Genomic DNA, 20,460 nt, shown 5'->3' with positions numbered 1-20,460 from the left:
TCAATGTCCCTTGAATTGCGGTGCGCGCTTTTCCATGAAGGCGGCAACGCCTTCGCGGTAATCGTCGCTGTTACCGAGATCGCTCATCATGCGCGCTTCCAGCGCCAGCTGCTGCGGCAAGGTATTGGCGCCGCTGGCGGCCAGTGCCTGCTTGGTGTAGGCCAGGCCCTTGGTCGGCGCCGTGGAAAAGTGCACGGCCAGCTTGCGCGTTTCTTCCGCCAGTTGGGCATCCTCGACGCATTTCCAGATCAAGCCCCAGTCTTCCGCTTTTTCCGCCGTCAGTTTTTCACCGAGCATGGCCAGGCCCATGGCGCGCGCGGAACCGATCAGGCGTGGCAGGAAGAAGGTACCGCCCGTGTCCGGGATCAGGCCCAGCTTGCAGAACACTTCGACGAAGCTGGCCGACTTGCCGGCGATGACGATGTCGCAAGCCAGCGCCAGGTTGGCGCCCGCGCCGGCGGCCACGCCGTTGACGGCGCAGATCACGGGCATCGGCAGCGCTTTCAGGGCCAGCACCAGCGGCGCATAGTTCTTTTCCACCGACTCGCCCAGGTCCACGCCCTTCGAGCCGGGTTCCACGGCGCGGTCGGACAGATCCTGGCCCGCGCAAAAGCCGCGGCCCGCGCCCGTCAGCACGAAGACGCGCACGGTACTGTCGGCATTGACTTTCGCAATCGCGTCGCGCACTTCCTCGTGCATGGCTTGCGTAAAACTATTCAGTTTGTCGGGACGGTTCAGGGTCAGCGTGGCGATACCCTGCTCGATGGTAAAGAAGATGTTTTGGTAGGTCATGGCGTCTCGCTTGTGTAATAGGTAAGGCCAGGGCCCGTGCCCTGCACCGGCTTATTCAGCCTGGTCGAAGTCGACCACGACCTTGTCTGTGAGAGGAAAACTCTGGCAACTGAGGACAAAGCCGCGCGCCACTTCGTAGTCTTCCAGCGCGTAGTTGACATCCATTTCGACTTTGCCGTCGAGGATCTTGCAGCGGCAGGTCGAACATACGCCGCCCTTGCACGAGTAGCGCATGTCGATGCCTTGGCGCAGGCCCGCGTCGAGGATGGATTCCTTGTCCTTGTCCATCGTGAAGGTGGTGTGGTTGCCATCCATGATGACGGTCACTTCCGTTTCCTGCACCACGCCCGCGTCGAGCTGCGCGCGCGGCTTGTGGGCGTTTTTCGGGATGCTGGCGGCGAACAGTTCGATCTTGATATTCTGCTTGGGCATGCCGGCAGCCTGCAGGGCAGCGGAGACACCGAGCATCATGTCTTCCGGGCCGCAGATGAAGGCATTGTCGTAGTCTTCGACTTTGATCCAGTGCTGCAGGAATTGCTCGCATTTTTCCTGCGTGATGCGGCCGTTGAACAATTCGATGTCCTGCTGCTCGCGGCTCATCACGTAGACCAGGTTCAAACGCTCCAGGTACACGTCCTTCAAGTCCGTCAATTCTTCCTTGAAGATGACGGACGACGAGGCGCGGTTACCGTAGAACAGGGTGAAGCGGCTCAGGGGTTCCGTCAGCAGGGTGGTCTTGATGATGGAGAGGATAGGCGTGATGCCGCTGCCGGCCGCAAACGCCAGGTAGTGCTTGCGGTTGACGCAGTCGAGCGGCACGTTGAAGTGGCCCATGGGCGGCATCACCTCGATGGTGGCGCCGGCTTTCAGGGTATCGTTCGCCCAGGTGGAGAACGCGCCGCCCGGCGTGCGCTTGATGGCCACGCGCAGGGTGCCGTCCTGCACCGCCGAGCAGATGGAATACGAGCGGCGCACGTCTTCCGCATTGATATTGGCGCGCAGGGTCAGGTGCTGGCCCTGCTGGAAGCGGAACTGCTGCTGCAGCTCGGCTGGCACGTCGAACGTGACGGCGATGGTGTCGCGCGTTTCGTTGCGCACGTTCGCTACGCACAGCGGATAAAATTTACTCATGCTTCATCTCCAGTTTCTTCGGAACGTGTGCCTGATTTTTTTAGTGGCACTTGAAGTAGTCAAACGGTTCGCGGCAAGCCAGGCACTTGTACAGGGCCTTGCACGGCGTGGAGCCGAACTGGCTGGTCAGTTGCGTATGCGTCGAGCCGCAGTTCGGGCAGATCACGTCCAGCTTTGGCATCGCCTGGCGCTTGACGCCACCTTTCAAGCCGCTGATGTCGATCACCTGCTGCTGCGGCGGGGCGATGCCATAGCCTTTCAGCTTGGCCTTGCCCGCTTCGCTCATCCAGTCCGTGGTCCACGCGGGCGCCAGCTGGTTCACCAGGGTCACCTTGGCCACCCCATGGCTGCGCAAGGCATCCGTGACGGCGTCGGCGATCACCTGCATGGCCGGGCAGCCCGAATACGTGGGCGTGATCGTCACGATGCATGCGTCGCCATCCGTGACTTCGACGGCGCGCACGATGCCCAGGTCCACCACCGAAATGACGGGGATTTCCGGGTCCGCGACGTCGCCGAGCCAGGCCCAGACCTGGGCGGCGTCCAGCGCCGCAGCGCCAGCGGCCGTGTTCATTACCACTCCGCCCCGGGATAGGCGCGCTGCAGGAACTGCATCTCGGCCAGGATAAAACCCAGATGCTCCGTGTGCGTGCCTTGCTTGCCGCCCTTTTGCATCCAGGCGTCGGGCGCCGGCATGACAAGCGTCGCCTCGGCGAAGATCTCGGCCACGTGCTCCAGGAAAGCCCGGCGCAGCACGTCCGATGGCGGCGCGATGCCGGCGGCAACCATGGCCTGGTCGACGGCGTCGTACTTGAACATCTCGCCCGTGTACATCCACAGCTTGTCGGCGGCAGCCTGCGTCTTGGCATGGCTGTCGGCCGTGCCGTCGCCGAGGCGCACGATCAGGTCACCGCTGCGGCGCAGGTGATAGGTCACTTCCTTGATCGACTTTTGCGCCACTTCGACGATGCGCGCATCCGTCGATTTCGTCAGTTCCAGCAGCTGGAAGTAGTGCCAGCTGTCGAAGAAGAACTGGCGCATCATGGTGTCGGCATAGTTACCGTTCGGCTGTTCGACCAGCAGGCAGTTCTTGAAATCGTGGGCGTCGCGCAGGAAGGCGATGTCGTCCTCGTCGCGGCCCGCGTTTTCCAGTTCGGCCGCGTAGCTGAACCACAAGCGCGTCTGGCCCAGCAAGTCCAGCGCCACGTTGGTCAGCGCCATGTCTTCTTCCAGCGCGGGCCCCTTGCCGCACAGCTGAGACAGCTGCTGGCTGAGGATCAGGGCGTTGTCGCCCAGGCGCAGCAAGTAGTTAACTTTGTCATCCATTGCCGGCGCTCCCATCACAGGTTCTTGACTTCTTCCGGCATCGGGAAGAAGGTGGGATGGCGGTACACCTTGCTGTTCGACGGCTCGAACAGGGCGCCCTTGTCGCCGGGGCTGCTGGCGACGATGTCGGCCGCGCGCACCACCCAGATGCTCACGCCTTCATTGCGGCGCGTGTAGACGTCGCGCGCATGGTTGACCGCCATGGTGGCGTCGGAAGCGTGCAGGCTGCCCACATGCTTGTGCGCCAGGCCGTGCTGGCTGCGGATGAAAACTTCCCACAAAGGCCATTCTTTGCTCATGTTGCTATCCCCTATCTGTCTTATGTATTTACGCTGCCGCTTTGTTAGCAGCTTGCTTGTCAGCATACGCGACCAAGGCATCGCGGAACCATTCGCCGTCTTCATACGCTTTCACGCGCGTTTGCAGGCGTTCGCGGTTGCATGGGCCATTGCCCTTCAGGACATTGTTGAACTCGGACCAGTCGATCTCGCCGAATTCATAGTGACCCGTTTCCGCATTGAATTTCAGGTCGGGATCGGGCACGGTCAGGCCCAGGTATTCGATTTGCGGCACGGTCTGGTCGACCATGCGCTGGCGCAATTCATCGTTCGAGAACAGCTTGATGCGCCATTGCGCCGATTGGGCGCTGTTGACGGAAGCGGCGTCGGACGGGCCGAACATCATCAGCGATGGCCACCACCAGCGGTTCAGCGCATCCTGCGCCATGGCTTTCTGCGCCGGCGTACCCTTGCACAGCGACATCATGATGTCGTAGCCCTGGCGCGCATGAAATGATTCTTCCTTGCAGACGCGGATCATGGCGCGCGCATACGGCCCATACGAGCAGCGGCACAGGGGAATCTGGTTGATGATGGCGGAACCGTCGACCAGCCAGCCGATGGCGCCCATGTCGGCCCACGACAGGGTCGGATAATTAAAGATGCTGGAATACTTGGCTTTGCCCGAGTGCAAGGCGGCCAGCAAGTCGTCGCGCGACACGCCCAGGGTTTCCGCGGCGCTGTACAGGTACAGGCCGTGGCCCGCTTCGTCCTGGATCTTGGCCAGCAGGATCGATTTGCGTTTCAGGGTCGGCGCGCGCGTGACCCAGTTACCTTCGGGCAATTGGCCGACGATTTCCGAGTGCGCGTGCTGCGAAATCTGGCGGATCAGGGTCTTGCGGTAGGCATCCGGCATCCAGTCCTTGGCCTCGATCTTGATGCCTTCGTCGATGCGTGCCTGGAAAGCGCGCTCTTCTTGACCCATGTCGTCGAGGGAACGGACGTTCTTGAGGCCGGTTTCAACCATTTGTGCGTACATGATCTGTCTCCCATGTCTTTGATTTTGCGCAGCAACGCGGTGCGATGAACAGATAATACGATACAAAAAACGATTTGCATACACTTGATATGAATCATTTTAAAAATTCGTATCTTGTGCAGCTTTTTTGTGCGTATGATATTGCTGATGAGAAAACACTACAGAGCGCCACCAGCGCTTCCGGCAAATTATTGCCGCGCTACCCGCGCAGCCAAGTAAACTGCTGCTTTTATTGATTCGACCGCAACACGGCCAGACCGGAACCACATGAAGAACACCCGCTGCACGGCATGGATAGCCGATTTCCTGGAAAGCGACCCACCGCGCTCGAAGTCCCTGGTGATGACCATCTTTGGCGACGCCATCGTGCCGCGCGGCGGCGCCATCTGGCTGGGCAGCCTGATCGAACTGCTGGCGCCATTCGGCGTCAACGACCGTTTATTGCGTACCAGCGTGTTCCGCCTGGCGCAGGAAGGCTGGCTCAGCTCGCAGCGCGATGGCCGCCGCAGCGCCTATACGATACGCCCGGAGGCGCTGGCCCGCTTCGAACGCGCCTATCGCCGCATTTATGCACCGCTGGTCGTGCACTGGGATGGCAGCTGGACCCTGGTGATCGGGCCGGCCGGCAGCATCGGCGCTGCCGAGCGGGGGGCGCTGCGCAAGGAATTATTGTGGGCGGGCTATGGTTTGATCTCTCCCGGCATCTTTGGCCATCCGGCCAGCAATACGGAGGCGCTGGAAGATATCCTCGTGCGCAACGAGGTGCAGGGCAAGCTGTATGTTTGCCACACAACAGAGTTGCCGGGCGTCAGCACGCGCCCCCTGCGCGACATGGTGGGCGACTGCTGGGACTTGTCGGAAGTGATGGCTGGCTACGAAAAATTCATCGCCAGCTTCCAGCCGCTGCTGACCCTGCTGCAAGAAGCGCCCGTGTTCGATGCGGAGCAAGCGTTCGTCATCCGCTCACTGCTGACGCACGCCTACCGCCGTGTGCAGTTGCACGACCCGCAATTGCCCGTCGAACTGCTGCCCGAGCCGTGGCCGGGCACGCAAGCCTATGCCCTGGCGCGCGACCTCTACCGCCTTACCTACGCGGCGGCAGAGGAACATATTCTGGCCACCCTGCGGCGCGAGGATGAGCAGACGCCGGACGTGGAGCCATGGTTTTTTGAACGTTTCGGCGGACTGACTACTTGAACGTCTGAAAAATGTTCAGGGCCAGGCGCGTGGCCGCAGGCAGTACGATGAGTACGCCCAGGCCACGCAACGCCGCCATAAGCATTTTCTCAGGCGTTCACTGCTTGGCGACGACCTGCTTGGCCCCCGCCAACAAATCCTGCCCCAGCTTTTCCAGCGCATTGGCCTGCACCAGCATGGTGTCGAGGATGGCGGCATTGAAGGTGAATTCGGCCGGCGTGGTATAGCCGGGGAAACGTATGATGCGCAGCAATTCCTGCAAGGTCGTGCCCTTGCCCAGGTGCGCCAGGGCATCGCTGAGGGCGCTGACTTTCTTTTCCAGTTCGCGTATGTGTTTGCCGTTGTCATCCATGATGCTCTCCCCGTATTGGAGCTATCACGTTAGCAAAGCGCGTCCGTCGTCGTTTGCGCCAGCACAAAGACCACCGCAAAACAGGTATCATCGCGCCATTGCACACGATGCAAAACCCATACGTTTTTATCAGGAACACACATGACCATTAAAATCAGCCAGCAATTCGATGCCGGCGCGATCGAGGTGCTGCGCGCCGACGATGCCCAATCCATCGAGCTGAACATCCGCAAGGATTCCCACGCCGACATCACGCAGTGGTTTTACTTCCGCCTGCAAGGCGCACAAGGCGAGGCATGCACGATCCGCTTCATGAATGCAGGCAAGTCAGCCTACCCGGACGGCTGGAAAGATTACCAGGCCGTGGCCAGCTACGACCGCGAAACCTGGTTCCGCGTGCCCACCAGCTTTGATGGCACCGTGATGACTATCGAACACACGCCCGAGGAAGAAAGCGTGTACTACGCCTACTTCGAGCCATACCCATGGGACCGCCACCTGGCCCTGATCGACAGCGCGCAAGCGTCGCCGCTGGTACGCTTGATCGACCTGGGCAGCACCGTGGAAGGCCGCGACATGAACCTGCTGGTGGTCGGTGACGCCGATGCAGAGAAGAAAGTCTGGATCATCGCGCGCCAGCATCCCGGTGAAACGATGGCCGAATGGTTTGTTGAAGGCATGCTCGAAGCCTTGCTGGACCAGGCCAATCCGTTTGCCCGCCAGTGCCTGCAGGACGCCGTCTTCTATGTGGTGCCGAACATGAACCCGGACGGTTCCGTGCACGGCAACCTGCGCACCAACGCGGCCGGCGCCAACCTGAACCGCGAATGGATGACGCCGACCATGGAACGCAGCCCGGAAGTGTTCCTGGTGAAACAAAAAATGCATGAAATCGGCTGCGACCTGTTCCTCGACGTGCATGGCGACGAAGGCTTGCCTTACGTCTTCGTGGCCGGCAGCGATGCGCTGGAAAATTTCACGCCGGCACAAAAGGCCGAGCAAGACCGCTTCATCGCCGACTTCAAAGTGGCCAGCCCCGACTTCCAGGATGAACACGGCTATGAAGACGGCCCGTTCACGCCGGAAGTGCTGACCATGGGTTCGCCCCATATCACCCACGCCTTCGGCTGCCTGTCGCTGACCCTGGAACTGCCGTTCAAGGACAACGCCAACGATCCCGACCCGCAAACGGGCTGGAGCGGCGCCCGCAGCGCCGCCCTGGGCGCTGCCGTATTGCAACCGATCCTGGCCACCTTGCGCGCCTAAGCCTTACCGCAGTCACGCGGCCCGACCTCGCAGGCGGGCCGCGCTTTTCTCTCAGCCCTTGGCTACCTTGCGCAAGGCTTCCACCAGCCGGTCCAGATGCGACTCGGGCGTAAAGATGCCCGGCGTCACGCGCACGCAAGCGCCGGAAGCGAGACCGTCGCGCGGCACGGCAAAGATGCCGTGTTCCTGTACCAGCTTTTTCGACAGCGCATAGCTGTCGGCCACGCTCGCCTTGCCCTTCAGGCGGAACGAAGCGATGGCGCTCGTCAGGCGCGGATCGGCTGACGCCAGCACCTCGATACCCTCGATGGCGCGCGCCGCTTCCACCCAGCGGTTGCGCAGCAGTCGCAGCCGCGCCTGCTTGTTGGCCACGCCGATCTGCGCATGCAAGTCCAGCGCCACCGGCAAACTCAGGTAGGCAGCGAAATTGACCGTGCCCGTGTGCACGCGCGTGCGGATATCGTCGCCCGCCTTTTCTCCCCGCAGTTCCCCCATGTACGGGTCGATATCGGCCACCCTGCCCCGCTTGATATACGCAGCGCCCACGCCGACGGGCGCGCCTATCCATTTATGCAGGTTGATGCCGGCAAAATCCGCCTGCAGCTCAGGAATCGTCATGTCCAGCTGGCCGAAGCCGTGCGCCGTATCGACGATCACGTCGATGCCCCGTGCGCGTGCCAGGCGGCTGATCTCTGCCACGGGCAAGACCATGCCATTGCGGTGATTGACGTGCGTGAGCAGCATCAGTTTCAGCGCCGGATGGCGTTCCATGGCAGCAACATAGGCGGCGATGACGCCATCATGCGTAAACGGTTCCGGCATGGCAATCGACACGACCTGGGCGCCGCGCCGCTGCTGCAGCCAGCGCGTGACGGTGATCATATTGTCGTAATCGATGTCCGCGTACAGCACCGTATCGCCGGGACGCAGGCGGTTATAGCCGGCGATCAGGACTTGCAGCGCTTCCGTGGCGCCCCGCGTCAGCACGATTTCATCGATGGCCACGCCCAGCGCCCTGGCCGCCGCCGCGCGCGCCGCCTCGAAGTCGGCCGGAAAGCGCATGCGCGCATACCAGGCGTTGTCGCGGTTGACCATGGCCAGCTGCTGCTCGTAGTGGCGCAGCACGGGCCTGGCCATCGAGCCCCAGAAAGCATTGTCGAGTTGCACGATGGCATCGGTCATGTCGTACTGCGCGGCCACGGCCTGCCAGTAAGCCTGGTTGCTGGCCAGGACTTCCGGCGTGGTGCCGGCCGGCACCGATGGCAAGGATGGAGGCAGGGCGGCAGATGCTGCCGCAGCCGATCCTGCGCCCGCCGCCATGGGCAGCGCTGCCGCCAGCGAACCCGCGCGCAACAGGGCGCGGCGTTGTGGATTCATCGTCATCTCCCTTAGAATTTCACTTTGTACTCGACGTACAGGTTACGCCCGTCCGTGTCGTACGGCGCATTGCGCGAATAGATCAGACCGCGGCTGGCCTGGAAGGTTGCTTCGTCAGGATACTTGTCCAGCACGTTGTCGATACCCACGCGCACGGACTGCTTGTCGCTGATCTTGTAGCTGGCCGCCAGGTCGAGGAATTGCATGGCGCCAAAACGCTGGAAGATATCGCCCGTGGCATTGCCGGAATTGTCCGTCCACGCGCCGTAATAGCGCACGCGGGCCAGGGTATTCCAGTTGCCCAGGTCATAGTTGCCGCTGATGGTGGCTTTCTGGCGCGGCAAGCGCTCCTCGAAGACCTGGCGCTGGGCCGCATTCGTCACCAGGCTGGACTTGCCGTCGTCGACTTTCGTCGTGTTGTAATTGTAGGCCAGGGTCAGGTTCAGCTTGCCGTCGCCGATACGGCTCAGGTGGCTGCCGACGATATCGATGCCGCGCGTGGTGGTGTCGAAGTCGTTCGTGAAGTAGCTGACCGAGGTGTAGCGCAGCGGATTAGCCACGCCGGCCGGCACGGCAAACGCGGCGGACGTGCTGAAGCGGTCGCTGACCTTGATGTCATACACGTCGACGGAACCGGAGAAGCCCGCCGATGTCTTCCACGTAAAGCCCAGCGACAGGTTCTTCGATTTTTCCGGCTTCAATGCCTTGGCGCCCAGCAGGATGGCCAGCGGATCGTTGTTGGCCAGGCGGCCGCTGGTAAACAGCAGCAGGGTCTTGGTGTCGAGGCCTTGATTCGTGCTGTTGGTGTTCGACTGGCCCGGCGTTGGCGCACGGAAACCTGTCGAGTAGGAACCGCGCAAGGCCATGTCTTCGCTCAAGGCATAGCGGGCCGACAACTTGCCGTTGACGGTGCTGCCGAATTCCGAGAAATGTTCATAGCGGGCCGCGCCGCCCAGGCTCAGGGCCTTCGTGACGGGCACTTCCACGTCCAGATAGGCCGCATAGCTGTCCTGGCCCCAGCTGCCCGCCTGGCGGTCGCTGAAGCCTGGCGCGCCATTCGCATTCGCGTCGAGGCCGATGGCCGCGCCCGGCCCCACCGTCCAGGACGCCACGTCGCCCGCCTTCACGCCATAGGTTTCATTGCGCGCCTCCGCGCCGAAGGCGATGTTGACCGGTTGCGGCAGGGACGCTACGGGCAATTCATAGTTGAAGTTGGCGTTGAGAATCTTTTCCACCTGCGACAATTGGCCCAGGTAAAACGATGTCGGGCTGCCCGGTCCCATCGAGGCGTTGATGGAATTGGCCAGGTTGTAATCGATGCGGTTGCGCCCCCAGGACGCGCTCACGTCCCAGCCGAAGCGGTCGTTGAAATGACCGCGCACGCCGGCCACCACCTGTACATCATCCTGCTCGTTCGAATAGCTGGGGCTGAAGCCCAGCGGATAGATGCTGCGCAAGTCCCAGCCAGGGAACAGGCTGCTGGTTTTATACGCGCCCGTGCTGGTGTCCGGGTTGCGCCAGTTGAAATCCGAGGTGCCGTCACTGCGGCTGAACAGACCGAAACCGTACAGTTCCGTCGTGTCGGACAGGGCCATGCTGGCGTTGAAGCCGATGCGCTTGCTGTCGAGTTCCGGCTGGCCCCAGCGCTGCACGGGATTCGGTACCTTCAGTTCCGGATGCGCATTCTGAAAAGCAATCGCGTCGGCCCGCTGGCGCGTGCGCGACGTGGGGTCGGACTTGGCCAGCGCGCCGAAAATCGTCGCCTTGCCCGTCTCGCCAAAGGCAAAGCCCGTCTTCAGGTTCACTTCATTGCCCTTGCCGTCGCCTTCCGAATATTGCGAATGGTGCAAGGAGACCTCCGTGCCGAGCGTATCGTCGAGAATGATGTTGATCACGCCGGCAATCGCGTCGGAGCCGTACTGGGCAGAGGCGCCGTCGCGCAGCACCTCGATGCGCTTGATGGCGGAGACGGGAATCTGCGCCAGGTCCGGCGCCTGCGCGCCACGCGCGCCGAGCAAGGCGCTGCGGTGGAAACGCTTGCCATTGACCAGCACCAGGGTCTGGTCCGGCGACAGGCCGCGCAAGGTGGCGGGACGCACGAACACTTGCCCGTCAGCCATCGGCAGACGCTGCACCACATATGAAGGCACGAGTTGCGCCAGCACATCGTTCAAGTCCGACGATTCAACGGCGCCGATATCTTCGCGGTTGAACACGTCCACGGGCGCCATGGTGTCGAACTGCGTGCGGTTGCTGCCGCGCGTGCCCGTCACGATCACGGCTTGCGGGGTGTCACTGGCGTCGCTGGCGGAAGCTGGCGCAGCGGGCGCGGCGCCATGGGCTTGGGCCGGATGGGCGAACAGGGCGTTCATGGCACACAACAGGGCCACCGCGCGGGCGATGCGGGTACGGGAGTAGGTCATGGAGAGGGTCACTATGCAGGTTGGATCAACAACAACGCGTCACGGCAAGACTCGCATCTTGCATGAAATATCACGAAGTTCGGCTTACTTACATTAAAAGCATCTAAATAGCGCAGATAACGTCAGATGGCGACATCATACGAAGGCAATATTTCATCCGTATGACGAGCTGATCACTACTACCAAGCCGCCGCATGCACACTGCCCCGGCGCCGGCGGCGACTGGCATTCCCCTGACCGCCAGTTTGCAGTCGCGCGCAGAGAGAAACATGCGGTGGCAGCGAGAGGGGAAATGGGGGCAACAACGAGACAATTCGATAGATTTCCTACAATCAACACTCCCTATAATGCGACCGCGCAACGACACGCATGCTTGTCGCTATATTAGGTTGTGAAGATGAAGAAACAAACCATACTGTGCGCGCTCGTCAGCCTGCTCACCCTCTCCGCTTGCGGCGGCGGAGGTAGCGGAGGTAGCGGCGGGAATGGCAGCAATCCGGATCCTAAACCGGTGGTGCCACCGACACCGGTGCTGGCATCCATCAATGCCGCAGATGCATTAAAGAAATTCCTGGACAGCGACCTGACCATCTCGAATCTGGCCTCCAATGATGGCTATCTGGGGTCGGCGATGTTAATCGTCAGCCAGGAATTCGGACAGCCTGCACCATTCATTACCAATGGCGTATCGCAACAAGCGGCGTCAGTCAAAGTCATTTCACTGCTGCGCAGCAATGCCAGCGGCAAGCTGCTATACCGGAACACCTGGAAACTGCATCTGGACGCAAACATGCAGCCCATCGGCATGGCACTCGGCTATGCCGATGCCGGCTACAGAGCGTGCATGTCCGTCACGGGCCACGAAGCATTGCCCGCTCTCAGCAATGCATCCGGCACGTATTTTTCGGGCGTGCAAACGTCGGCGTATGTCGAAGGTTTCAAAGCGGGGAAGTACGCGAATTACTGCGACCCCAGCGCCACCACGACCACCAATGTGGAATGGTCGGTTGCGGCAGGTTCGCCAAATCCCTATTTCTGCCTGGCCATGCCTGGCAGCATGTCCAAGACCAAGACGCGGATCTGCGTTCCAGTCGATGCGGCCGGCACGCAGAATAATTCCGCATGGGTCCGACTTTACAACGAGGACGGCAGTGTCGCGATCGACTACAAGAACACGGTCCTGAATAAACCGGTGGAACAATTAGGAACCGCCGTCGATGCCAACAACTATTGGTACGGCGCCGTATGGCGTCCGCAAGACGGCTATGTCTACCAGCGCTACCAGGATAGCAAATTTGCATCCGAGCAAGCATGCAGGGACCAGACGGCAATTAACTGGAAAGCCACCTGGGACGCCTCGAATATTGCGTGGATGTGCGTCAACGTCAAAACGACGTAGAACGGTAAGGTAGTCCCCCGGCCTGCCGGCAACCATGCCGCCGGCCGGGGTGTGTCAGGGCGGGGCTTAACCGCCCGCCACCACCATGCTCTCGATGAGGATGGAGCCGGTTTCCTTGGTGCCGCGGCGCAAGGCGTCGGCGCCCACGGCCACGATGTTGCGCAGCATGTCCTTCATGTTGCCGGCGATGGTGATTTCTTCCACCGGATACTGGATCACGCCGTTTTCCACCCAGAAACCGGAGGCGCCGCGCGAATAGTCGCCCGTCACGTAATTGGTTCCTTGTCCCATCAGTTCCGTCACCAGCAAGCCCGTGCCCAGCTTTTTCAGCATGGCACTAAAATCGTCGCTGGCTGCCGTCTGCTTCGAGGTCAGGTACAGATTGTGCGAGCCGCCCGCGTTGCCCGTCGTCTGCATTCCCAGCTTGCGGGCCGTGTAAGTCGACAGGAAATAGCCTTGCACCACGCCATCCTTGACGACGTCGCGGCTGACGGTTTTCACGCCCTCTTCATCGAACGGGGCCGAACCGACGCCGCCGATCACGTGCGGGTCTTCGAAGATCTGCACGTGCGACGGCAGCACTTGCGTGCCCAGGGAATCGTTCAGGAAAGTGGACTTGCGGTACAGGGCGCCGCCCGAGGTCGCTTGCACGTAGGTACCGAGCAAACCGGCCGCCAGCGGCGCCTCGAACAGCACGGGACAGGTGCGCGTGCCCAGCTTGCGCGCGTTCAGGCGCGACAGGGCGCGCTCGGCGGCGTAGCGGCCGATGGCTTCCGGGCTCGACATTTTGGAGGCGTCGCGCACGGACGAATACCAGTCGTCGCGCTGCATCTTGGCGCCCTTGCCGGCGATGGGCGCCACGGACAGGGTGTGGCGCGAAAACGGGTAGCCGCCGATGAAGCCGCGCGAATTGGCGGACACAAAGTGCGATTGCTGCACGTGCACACCGGCGCCTTCGCTGTTCGTGATGCGCGGATCGACGGCAAACGCGGCCGCTTCGGCCCGCTGGGCCAGCACGACGGCTTCCTCGGCGGAAATGAGCCAGGGATAGAACAGTTGCAAATCGCGGGGGGCCATTTCCAGCATGTCGGCGTCGGCCAGTCCCGCGCAATCGTCCTCGGCCGTGAAGCGGGCGATGTTGTAGGCGGCGTCCACCGTGGCGCGCAGGGCGGACGGCGAGAAATCGGAGGTGCTGGCATTGCCGCGCTTCTTGCCCACAAACACGGTCACGCCCATGCCCTTGTCCTTGTTTTGCTCGATCGTTTCGATCTTGCCTTTTCGGACAGAAACCGACAGGCCACCGCCTTCGCTGACTTCGACGGCAGCGTCGGTGCCGCCCGCTTCCCGCGCAAAAGACAACACATCACGGGCTAGTTGCTGCAATTGCTCTTGACTATGGGTAAATACGGAGTCGTTCATGCGCTGTTTTCTTCGGAAAGCCGCTAAAAAGGTTATCATAGCAGTCGTTTACAGTTTACAGGTGCGGCCTACGCGGCCAATCCCGCCTTATCATGCCAAATCCAAACCGGGGAGCTTGCGGCTTCCAATCGACCGAATTCGAACAGGAATATGAACGTCCTTCGAAGTCGGAACTCAAGCGCCAGATGACCGTCCTGCAAAAGCTGGGCGAAGAACTCGTCAATGAGGCACGTGACCGCGTCAAGCGCGTCCCGATGCCGGAAGACGTGCGCGACGCCATTCTCGAATGCCAGCAAATCAAGGACCACGAAGGCCGCCGCCGCCAGCTGCAATACGTGGGCAAGAAGATGCGTACCCTGGATGAGGAAGAAGTTGCCGCCATCCAACGCACCATCGATAGCTGGAAAGGCTTGTCGAAAGCCGACACGGCCAATATGCACGCGATGGAGCGCCGCCGCGACAAACTCTTGACGGATGACAAGGCATTAACCGTCTTGCTGTCGGAAAACCCGGAACTGGACGTGCAGCACCTGCGCACCCTGATCCGCAATGCCCGCAAGGAGCAGGCCGAGAACAAGCCACCAAAAGCTTACCGTGAAATCTTCCAGATCTTGAAAGAGATCGCCAAGAAGAACAACAGCGGCAAGAAAGATGCCGATGAAGATGACGTTGAGCAAGAAGAAGACGAATAAACCCCAGCTCCAGGGCTTGGGTTGACAAAAACCGGGATCAGCCCGGTTTTTTTACGACATAGACAGGTGCCCCATGACCACGATAGAAGACGAATTGATTATCGGCCTCGTGTCGATCTCGGACCGCGCCAGCGGCGGCGTGTATGAAGACCTGGGCATCCCGGCCCTGGAAAGCTGGCTGTCCGCCGCCATCCGCACGCCATTCCGCCTGGAAAAACGGCTGATCCCGGACGAGCGCTCGCAGATTGAAAACACCCTGATCGACATGGTCGACCTGAGTCACTGCCATCTGATCCTGACGACGGGCGGCACGGGCCCGGCGCGCCGCGATGTGACGCCGGATGCCACGCTCAGCGTCGGGACCAAGGAAATGCCCGGTTTCGGCGAACAGATGCGCCAGATCAGCCTGCGCTTCGTGCCGACGGCGATCCTCTCGCGCCAGGTGGCCGTGATCCGCGAGACGCCAGAGCGTGCCGCCCTGATCATGAACTTGCCGGGCCAGCCGAAAGCCATCAAGGAAACCCTGGAAGGCTTGAAGGATGCCGACGGCGTGCAGCTGGTCAACGGTATCTTTGCCGCCGTGCCGTATTGCATCGACCTCATCGGCGGCCCTTACATGGAAACCGACCCGGCCATCTGCAAGGCCTTCCGTCCCAAATCGGCGCTGCGTCCGGCGCAACCTTTACCTGAGGAAAATACATGAGCACCTTGCTGGAAACCATAGAACTCGACAGCGCACCGAATCCCACCGTTTCCATCATCTGGATGCATGGCCTGGGCGCGGACGGCAACGACTTCGTACCTTTGGTGAAGGAACTCGATTTGCGCGGCTGCCCCGCCATCCGCTTCATCTTCCCCAGCGCCGGCACCATGCCCGTCACAATCAACAACGGCTATGTGATGCGCGCCTGGTACGACATCCTCGTGAGCGACCTCGTGCGCCGCGAAGATGAAGGCGGCTTGCGCGCCTCGCAGGCACAGGTCGAAGCGCTGATCGCGCGCGAAAAGGTGCGCGGCATTCCCGCCAGCCGCATCATCCTGGCCGGCTTCTCGCAAGGCTGCGCCATGACCTTGCAAACGGGCTTGCGCCATGCGGAACCGCTGGCTGGCCTGATGTGCCTGTCAGGCTATCTGCCGCTGGCCGACAAGACGGCGGCCGAACGCACGCCGGCAAGCCTGCAGACGCCGATCTTCATGGCGCACGGCACGGCCGACCCCGTGGTCCCGATCGCCCGCGCGCAGCAGTCGCGCGACTTGCTCACCGACATGGGTTACAAGGTGGAATGGCACGAGTACATGATGCAGCACTCGCTGTGCCAGGAAGAGATCGACGCCATCGGTGCGTGGCTGAAAAAAGTGCTGGCATAAAACAAAACAGGCGCGGTATGCGCCGCGCCTGTTGTCTTGCCAAACGCCGGGAACGATCAGTTCGCCGGCGTTTTTTCATTCCAGATTTTCAGCATGTCGGGCGAGGCTTCCGAGCGGATGCCGTTGTCCGTCAGTATCGATTCCGTCGCTGCCAGCATGTCCTTGCGGGGCACGACGACCAATTCCGCATCGCGCTGCTGGAAACGGAACGTCAGCAACTCATCCGTCTGGTCGCGCAGCAAGGCCACCAGGTGCGCCAGGCTGCGCACGCGCACGCCATTGACGGAATCGACGACCGAGAAGAAACGGGTGCTGTAGCCATTCATCAGCTTGTGCGGGAAGAACGGCGCGGCGATCACCACCAGCTCTTCGCGCTCGCTGTCGGGCGCATCGCCGCGCCGCGTGGCCAGCGGATTGCCGGCAAACGCCATGCCGCCCAAAATCGTTGGGTTGCCATTCGGCGCCGCCATGAATTCCGTGGTGGCGCGCGAAAACACCATGGGACCGAAGATGAAATAGGATGGGTAATTGCCCTGCAGGCCGGCAATGAGCATCGGGTGCGCGGCAGAGACGGGCACCTTGATTTTCAGGGGCGCGCCCTGGCGCACCACCGTCAACGGCAGTTCGCCATCTTTCGCCAGCTGCTGCACCCGGTACTGGAAACGCACGCGGCTGTTGGCATTCAGCTTTACCATGCCTTGGTTATCGATGGGAAAATCGCCGATGTGCGTGATGACATCCCACTCCTTGAGCGGATAGGCGGCATCCTTGCTGGCCGGCGACATCACGACGGCGCCCTCGACGCCCTTGGCCAGCTTCAGGTAGGTGCGCAGCGCGGGGTTTTCCAGCGTTTGCGTCACGTCACGCATGGCTGGCTTGCCCTTGGGCGCGCCACTGTCCTGGTCGCGCAGGAACAGCTCGATTTCCTCGTTGGGGATGATGTAGCCGATGTTTTGCGCATTGAGCATGCCGGCAAAGGCCAGGCCGATCATCTTGTCTCCGGCAATCACAGGGCCGCCGCTATTGCCCGGGTTGATGGCCGCATCGATCTGGATGCGCAGGCCGGAGACAGGAAAGTTGTAGCGCACGAATTCGATGCGCGAGACGATGCCCTTGGTGATCGACAAGGACGTGCCGCCCGTCGGATAGCCATACGCCAGCACGGCATCGCGCACGTCCGGCAAGACATTGGCGCGCGGCACCGCTTTGTGGCTGGCGAAAAAACTGTCGTCGTCAATTTTCAGCAAGGCCAGGTCCATGCCGCGCGAGATGGCCAGCACGGTCGCCGGGATCTTGTCGCCCGCGCCATTCGCCTGGATCTGCACCTGGCTGGCATAGCCGACCACATGCGCATTGGTGAGGATGCGGCGGCCTTCGATGACGACGCCGGAGCCCGTCACTTCTTGCGGCGCCGCCTTGCTCCACGGTTTATACGGATCGGGCCCGCGCAGGGTGGAAAACACCTTGACGACGGAATTTTCCAGGGCGGAAGCGCTGGCGCTGGCGGCCGTCTCGGCGGCAAGCGCACGCACCGTCATCAAGGGACAAAAAGAAAGGGCCAGCGCCAGGAAGGCGCGGCCCATCAGGGTGAAGCACGGACGAGTTTTCATTGAGCTTGTTGGCAATGGAAGGGAAGTAAAATTATATATTGAATAATTGCAACTTCATTACACTTTGTCCATCTTTGCCCGAAGAACTATTCTAATCGGGCATGGGCGGCACGCCCAATGCAGGCACGGCCGTCTGCGCGCCATTCATCACCATGGCCAGGAAGGTGTAGTAGCCATTGATACCCATCAAGTCGACCACGCCGTGCTCGCCAAACAGCGCCAGCGCCCGCGCATACGCGGCATCGCTGACGCGCTTGTTCTGCTGCAACTCGACGCAAAAGTCGTGCACGGCTTGCTCATCTTCTTTCAGGGCAAGCGGCATGCGCCGCGCGGCAATGGCGTCCACGGCCGCTTGCGCGATGCCGTTTTGCACGGCCAGCGGCGCGTGGATGGCCCACTCGACTTGCTGGTCCCACTGGCGCGCCGTCACCAGAATCGCCAGTTCCGACAGCCGCGTGCCGATGGCGCTGCGGTAGCGCAAATATTCGCCCATGCGCTGCGCCGTTTCCATCAGTTCGGGACTGCGGATCAGCGGCACGAAAGGGCCGTACAGAGCACCGCGCGGACCATCGATGATGGCTTGCGCGGCCGCGCGCTGCTGGGCGTCGAGCTGGTTCAGCGGCAGCGGCGGCAAACGGTCGATATCGCTACCGGCCATCAGGCAGTCCAGGCGACCACGTCCTGTTGCTGTTCGCCGAGGCCGGCGATACCCAGGCGCATGCTGTCGCCCTTCTTCAGGAAGCGCTGCGGCTTGCGGCCCTGGCCCACGCCCGGCGGCGTGCCCGTGGCGATGACGTCGCCCGGTTCCAGGGTCATGAATTGCGACAGGTAGCTGACGATCTGCGCCACCGTGAAGATCATGGTTTGCGTATTGCCGGTCTGCATGCGCTTGCCGTTGACTTCCAGGTACAGGTCCAGATCCTGCTCATCGATGACTTCATCGCGCGTCACCAGCCACGGGCCGACGGGGCCGAAGGTGTCGCAGCCCTTGCCTTTGTCCCACTGGCCGCCCCGCTCCAGCTGGAACGAGCGCTCGGAAATGTCGTTGACGACGCAGTAACCGGCCACGTATTTCAGTGCATCCGCTTCGCTCACGTATTGCGCGCGCGTGCCGATGACGACGCCCAGCTCCACTTCCCAATCCGTCTTTTTGGAGCCTTTCGGCAGCACGACATTGTCGTCCGGGCCATTCAGGCAAGTAATGGCCTTCATGAAGACGATGGGTTCGGCCGGGATAGCCATGCCGGACTCGGCTGCGTGATCCGCGTAATTGAGGCCGATGCCGATGAACTTGCCGACTTTCGCCAGCGGCACGCCGAAGCGTGGATTGCCGCGCACCAAGGGCAGCGTCTTTTCGTCCAGCTTGGCCAGCTTGCGCAGTGCCTTGTCGGACAGTTGCGCGCCGTCAATATCGGCAATCACGCCGGACAGGTCGCGCAGTTTGCCTTCTTCATCGATCAGGCCCGGTTTTTCCTTGCCTGGACGTCCATAACGAACGAGTTTCATAGTCTTCCTTGGAGTTGATCATTGCCGCTGTGCAGGCTGCCATTTTACCGGATGGTCCGGCACGCCTGTAGCAGTGAATGAAAAACATCGCAAGTCCAGGTAGTTGCAAGGCGGCCAGCACGCCAAACGCCGCCTGGTAAGCCTGCGGCGGATACTGCTGCTGGCTGTTCAGTGGCCAGCAGCCGAGGATCAAGCCAAAGCCCGCCTGCACCAGGAAGGCGCCCGTGAAAATGAGCAAATTGAGGCAAGTGGCCGCCCTGCCCGTCAAGCTGGCCGGCATGCTTTGCGCGACGATCGCATACTCGAGCCCTGTCACCGTGCCCAGCAGGGTAAACAGCACGGATAGCAAAGGCAGGCTGGGCACCACATTGCACGCCATCGCCACTTGCACGGCGACAAACAGGACGATGCCCACGCCCGCCACCTGCATGGGTGCAATACCGCGCCGCCCGGCCCATTCCGTCAGCATGCCCATGCCGATGGCGCCGAAGATGACGGCCGCCATGCCCAGGTACAACAGATATGCCACGCTGTCATCGGACATGCCGCCCACGTCGGCCAGCCAGCGCCCCACCCACAAGCCTTGCACGCCAAAGAACACCGTGTGCGGCAACAGGATCAGCGCGATGGTGCGGCGAAACTCCGGATCACGGTAGACACTCCACACGCTGACCTTGTTCATGGCCGCGACGGACGCGGGCATGGCCGGCGACAGCAGGCGGATCAGCAAGCCGATGGCCAGCGCCGCCAGCGCCAGGCCCAGGAACACGCCACGCCAATCCGTGTAGTGCAGGGCCAGCTTGACGGGCATGGTGGCCGTGGCCGCGCCCAGGCCGCCCACGGCGATCAGGTAGCCATGCACGGAAGGCAGGCGAGCCGGTGCGATGGCGCACGAGATCGCCTTCACGGCCGCCATGAAACAGCCGCCCAGGCCCGCCCCCATCAGGGCGCGCGCCCACATCAGCTCGGTAAAGCTGTGGCCCCGGCTGAACAGCCACACGCCCAGGGCGGCCAGCGCCAGCAGCCACAGTTGCACCGTGCGGGGACCGTAGCGGTCGAGCGCCATGCCAACTGGCAATTGCACCAGCGCAAAGGCGAGAAAGAAGGCGCTGGTCAGCAGGCCCAGCTGGGCTGGCGTCAGGGCGATGGCGCCCAGTAATTCCGCCGTCAGCACGGCATTGACGCCGCGCAACAGACACGACAGGTAATGCCCGAGCGCGAACGGCAGGAATACGAGGCAAAACACGGCTACGCCGGAACGGGAAGAGCCGCCGGCGCCGTGCAT

At 61.9% G+C, this 20,460-nt stretch carries 20 protein-coding genes; 6 read left to right on the top strand and 14 right to left on the bottom strand.

From position 1 onward, the window contains the following. The 6 genes from paaG to paaA are packed head-to-tail and all read right to left on the bottom strand — an operon-like array spanning position 1 to position 4,566. Positions 1–792: a 2-(1,2-epoxy-1,2-dihydrophenyl)acetyl-CoA isomerase PaaG gene (gene paaG / locus IGS58_RS02005; RefSeq protein WP_230520549.1), complete on the bottom strand. Its 792-nt coding sequence runs from the start codon at positions 790–792 to the stop codon at positions 1–3. A gap of 51 nt (positions 793–843) precedes the next feature. Beyond that, positions 844–1,923, bottom strand: coding sequence for a 1,2-phenylacetyl-CoA epoxidase subunit PaaE (gene paaE / locus IGS58_RS02000; RefSeq protein ID WP_034780398.1), 1,080 nt, complete (start codon positions 1,921–1,923; stop codon positions 844–846). A 40-nt stretch (positions 1,924–1,963) separates the two neighbouring features. Continuing rightward, the gene (gene paaD, locus IGS58_RS01995; RefSeq protein WP_070281626.1) at positions 1,964–2,497 is read right to left on the bottom strand and encodes a 1,2-phenylacetyl-CoA epoxidase subunit PaaD; all 534 of its coding nucleotides are present in this window, start codon (positions 2,495–2,497) and stop codon (positions 1,964–1,966) included. Next, positions 2,497–3,249, bottom strand: coding sequence for a 1,2-phenylacetyl-CoA epoxidase subunit PaaC (gene paaC, locus IGS58_RS01990; protein ID WP_151097123.1), 753 nt, complete (start codon positions 3,247–3,249; stop codon positions 2,497–2,499). The genes paaD and paaC overlap by 1 nt, the downstream gene beginning before the upstream one ends. A 14-nt stretch (positions 3,250–3,263) precedes the next feature. Then, complete coding sequence (paaB, locus tag IGS58_RS01985; RefSeq protein ID WP_034746356.1) at positions 3,264–3,548, bottom strand: 1,2-phenylacetyl-CoA epoxidase subunit PaaB; 285 nt, start codon at positions 3,546–3,548, stop codon at positions 3,264–3,266. A 28-nt stretch (positions 3,549–3,576) separates the two neighbouring features. Then, entirely contained in the window at positions 3,577–4,566 is a 990-nt protein-coding gene (paaA, locus tag IGS58_RS01980; RefSeq protein WP_034780404.1) for a 1,2-phenylacetyl-CoA epoxidase subunit PaaA, read from the bottom strand. 267 nt (positions 4,567–4,833) lie between these two features. On the opposite strand from paaA, the gene paaX reads away from it, so the two are divergent. After that, on the top strand, positions 4,834–5,763 hold the full coding sequence (gene paaX, locus IGS58_RS01975) for a phenylacetic acid degradation operon negative regulatory protein PaaX (protein ID WP_230520548.1): 930 nt from the start codon (positions 4,834–4,836) through the stop codon (positions 5,761–5,763). Positions 5,764–5,860: 97 nt separating this feature from the next. Here paaX and IGS58_RS01970 read toward each other — a convergent pair whose 3' ends face one another. Next, complete coding sequence (locus IGS58_RS01970; protein WP_176376543.1) at positions 5,861–6,115, bottom strand: hypothetical protein; 255 nt, start codon at positions 6,113–6,115, stop codon at positions 5,861–5,863. 141 nt (positions 6,116–6,256) lie between these two features. On the opposite strand from IGS58_RS01970, the gene IGS58_RS01965 reads away from it, so the two are divergent. Beyond that, entirely contained in the window at positions 6,257–7,381 is a 1,125-nt protein-coding gene (locus tag IGS58_RS01965) for a M14 family metallopeptidase (RefSeq protein WP_070254584.1), read from the top strand. 51 nt (positions 7,382–7,432) lie between these two features. On the opposite strand, the gene IGS58_RS01960 is transcribed toward IGS58_RS01965, so the two are convergent. Both IGS58_RS01960 and IGS58_RS01955 read right to left on the bottom strand, forming a co-directional pair. Then, entirely contained in the window at positions 7,433–8,758 is a 1,326-nt protein-coding gene (locus IGS58_RS01960; RefSeq protein ID WP_230520547.1) for an aminotransferase class V-fold PLP-dependent enzyme, read from the bottom strand. 11 nt (positions 8,759–8,769) lie between these two features. Further along, the gene (locus tag IGS58_RS01955; protein WP_230520546.1) at positions 8,770–11,181 is read right to left on the bottom strand and encodes a TonB-dependent receptor plug domain-containing protein; all 2,412 of its coding nucleotides are present in this window, start codon (positions 11,179–11,181) and stop codon (positions 8,770–8,772) included. 397 nt (positions 11,182–11,578) lie between these two features. Between IGS58_RS01955 and IGS58_RS01950 the strand changes: the two genes are divergently transcribed. Further along, on the top strand, positions 11,579–12,580 hold the full coding sequence (locus IGS58_RS01950; protein WP_230520545.1) for a hypothetical protein: 1,002 nt from the start codon (positions 11,579–11,581) through the stop codon (positions 12,578–12,580). Between the two features lie 66 nt (positions 12,581–12,646). Here IGS58_RS01950 and pmbA read toward each other — a convergent pair whose 3' ends face one another. Next, positions 12,647–13,999 carry a metalloprotease PmbA gene (pmbA, locus tag IGS58_RS01945; protein WP_034780420.1) on the bottom strand — a complete coding sequence of 451 codons (1,353 nt, stop codon included), beginning with the start codon at positions 13,997–13,999 and terminating at the stop codon, positions 12,647–12,649. Between the two features lie 92 nt (positions 14,000–14,091). Between pmbA and yjgA the strand changes: the two genes are divergently transcribed. From yjgA to IGS58_RS01930, 3 genes are all read left to right on the top strand, one after another. Further along, entirely contained in the window at positions 14,092–14,691 is a 600-nt protein-coding gene (gene yjgA, locus IGS58_RS01940; protein WP_070281632.1) for a ribosome biogenesis factor YjgA, read from the top strand. 73 nt (positions 14,692–14,764) lie between these two features. Further along, positions 14,765–15,394: a molybdopterin adenylyltransferase gene (gene mog, locus IGS58_RS01935; RefSeq protein WP_099394915.1), complete on the top strand. Its 630-nt coding sequence runs from the start codon at positions 14,765–14,767 to the stop codon at positions 15,392–15,394. Then, entirely contained in the window at positions 15,391–16,059 is a 669-nt protein-coding gene (locus tag IGS58_RS01930) for an alpha/beta hydrolase (protein ID WP_230520544.1), read from the top strand. The genes mog and IGS58_RS01930 overlap by 4 nt, the downstream gene beginning before the upstream one ends. Before the next feature lie 56 nt (positions 16,060–16,115). Here the strand turns inward: IGS58_RS01930 and IGS58_RS01925 are convergent, their stop codons facing one another. The 4 genes from IGS58_RS01925 to IGS58_RS01910 all read right to left on the bottom strand — a co-directional run bounded on the left by IGS58_RS01925 (position 16,116) and on the right by IGS58_RS01910 (position 20,460). Further along, positions 16,116–17,669 carry a S1C family serine protease gene (locus IGS58_RS01925; RefSeq protein ID WP_225317427.1) on the bottom strand — a complete coding sequence of 518 codons (1,554 nt, stop codon included), beginning with the start codon at positions 17,667–17,669 and terminating at the stop codon, positions 16,116–16,118. Between the two features lie 91 nt (positions 17,670–17,760). Further along, positions 17,761–18,327 carry a carboxymuconolactone decarboxylase family protein gene (locus tag IGS58_RS01920; RefSeq protein WP_230520543.1) on the bottom strand — a complete coding sequence of 189 codons (567 nt, stop codon included), beginning with the start codon at positions 18,325–18,327 and terminating at the stop codon, positions 17,761–17,763. Next, positions 18,327–19,175: a fumarylacetoacetate hydrolase family protein gene (locus IGS58_RS01915; RefSeq protein WP_230520542.1), complete on the bottom strand. Its 849-nt coding sequence runs from the start codon at positions 19,173–19,175 to the stop codon at positions 18,327–18,329. Before IGS58_RS01915 ends, IGS58_RS01920 begins: the two co-directional genes overlap by 1 nt. Continuing rightward, positions 19,120–20,460, bottom strand: a complete 1,341-nt coding sequence (locus IGS58_RS01910; RefSeq protein WP_230520541.1) for an MFS transporter — start codon at positions 20,458–20,460, stop codon at positions 19,120–19,122. Before IGS58_RS01910 ends, IGS58_RS01915 begins: the two co-directional genes overlap by 56 nt.

The organism is Janthinobacterium sp. EB271-G4-7A, from assembly GCF_020858075.1.
Lineage (GTDB): Bacteria > Pseudomonadota > Gammaproteobacteria > Burkholderiales > Burkholderiaceae_D > Janthinobacterium > Janthinobacterium lividum.
Note: the sequence above shows the minus strand (reverse complement) of the source record. Positions and strands in the feature narration are given on the sequence as shown.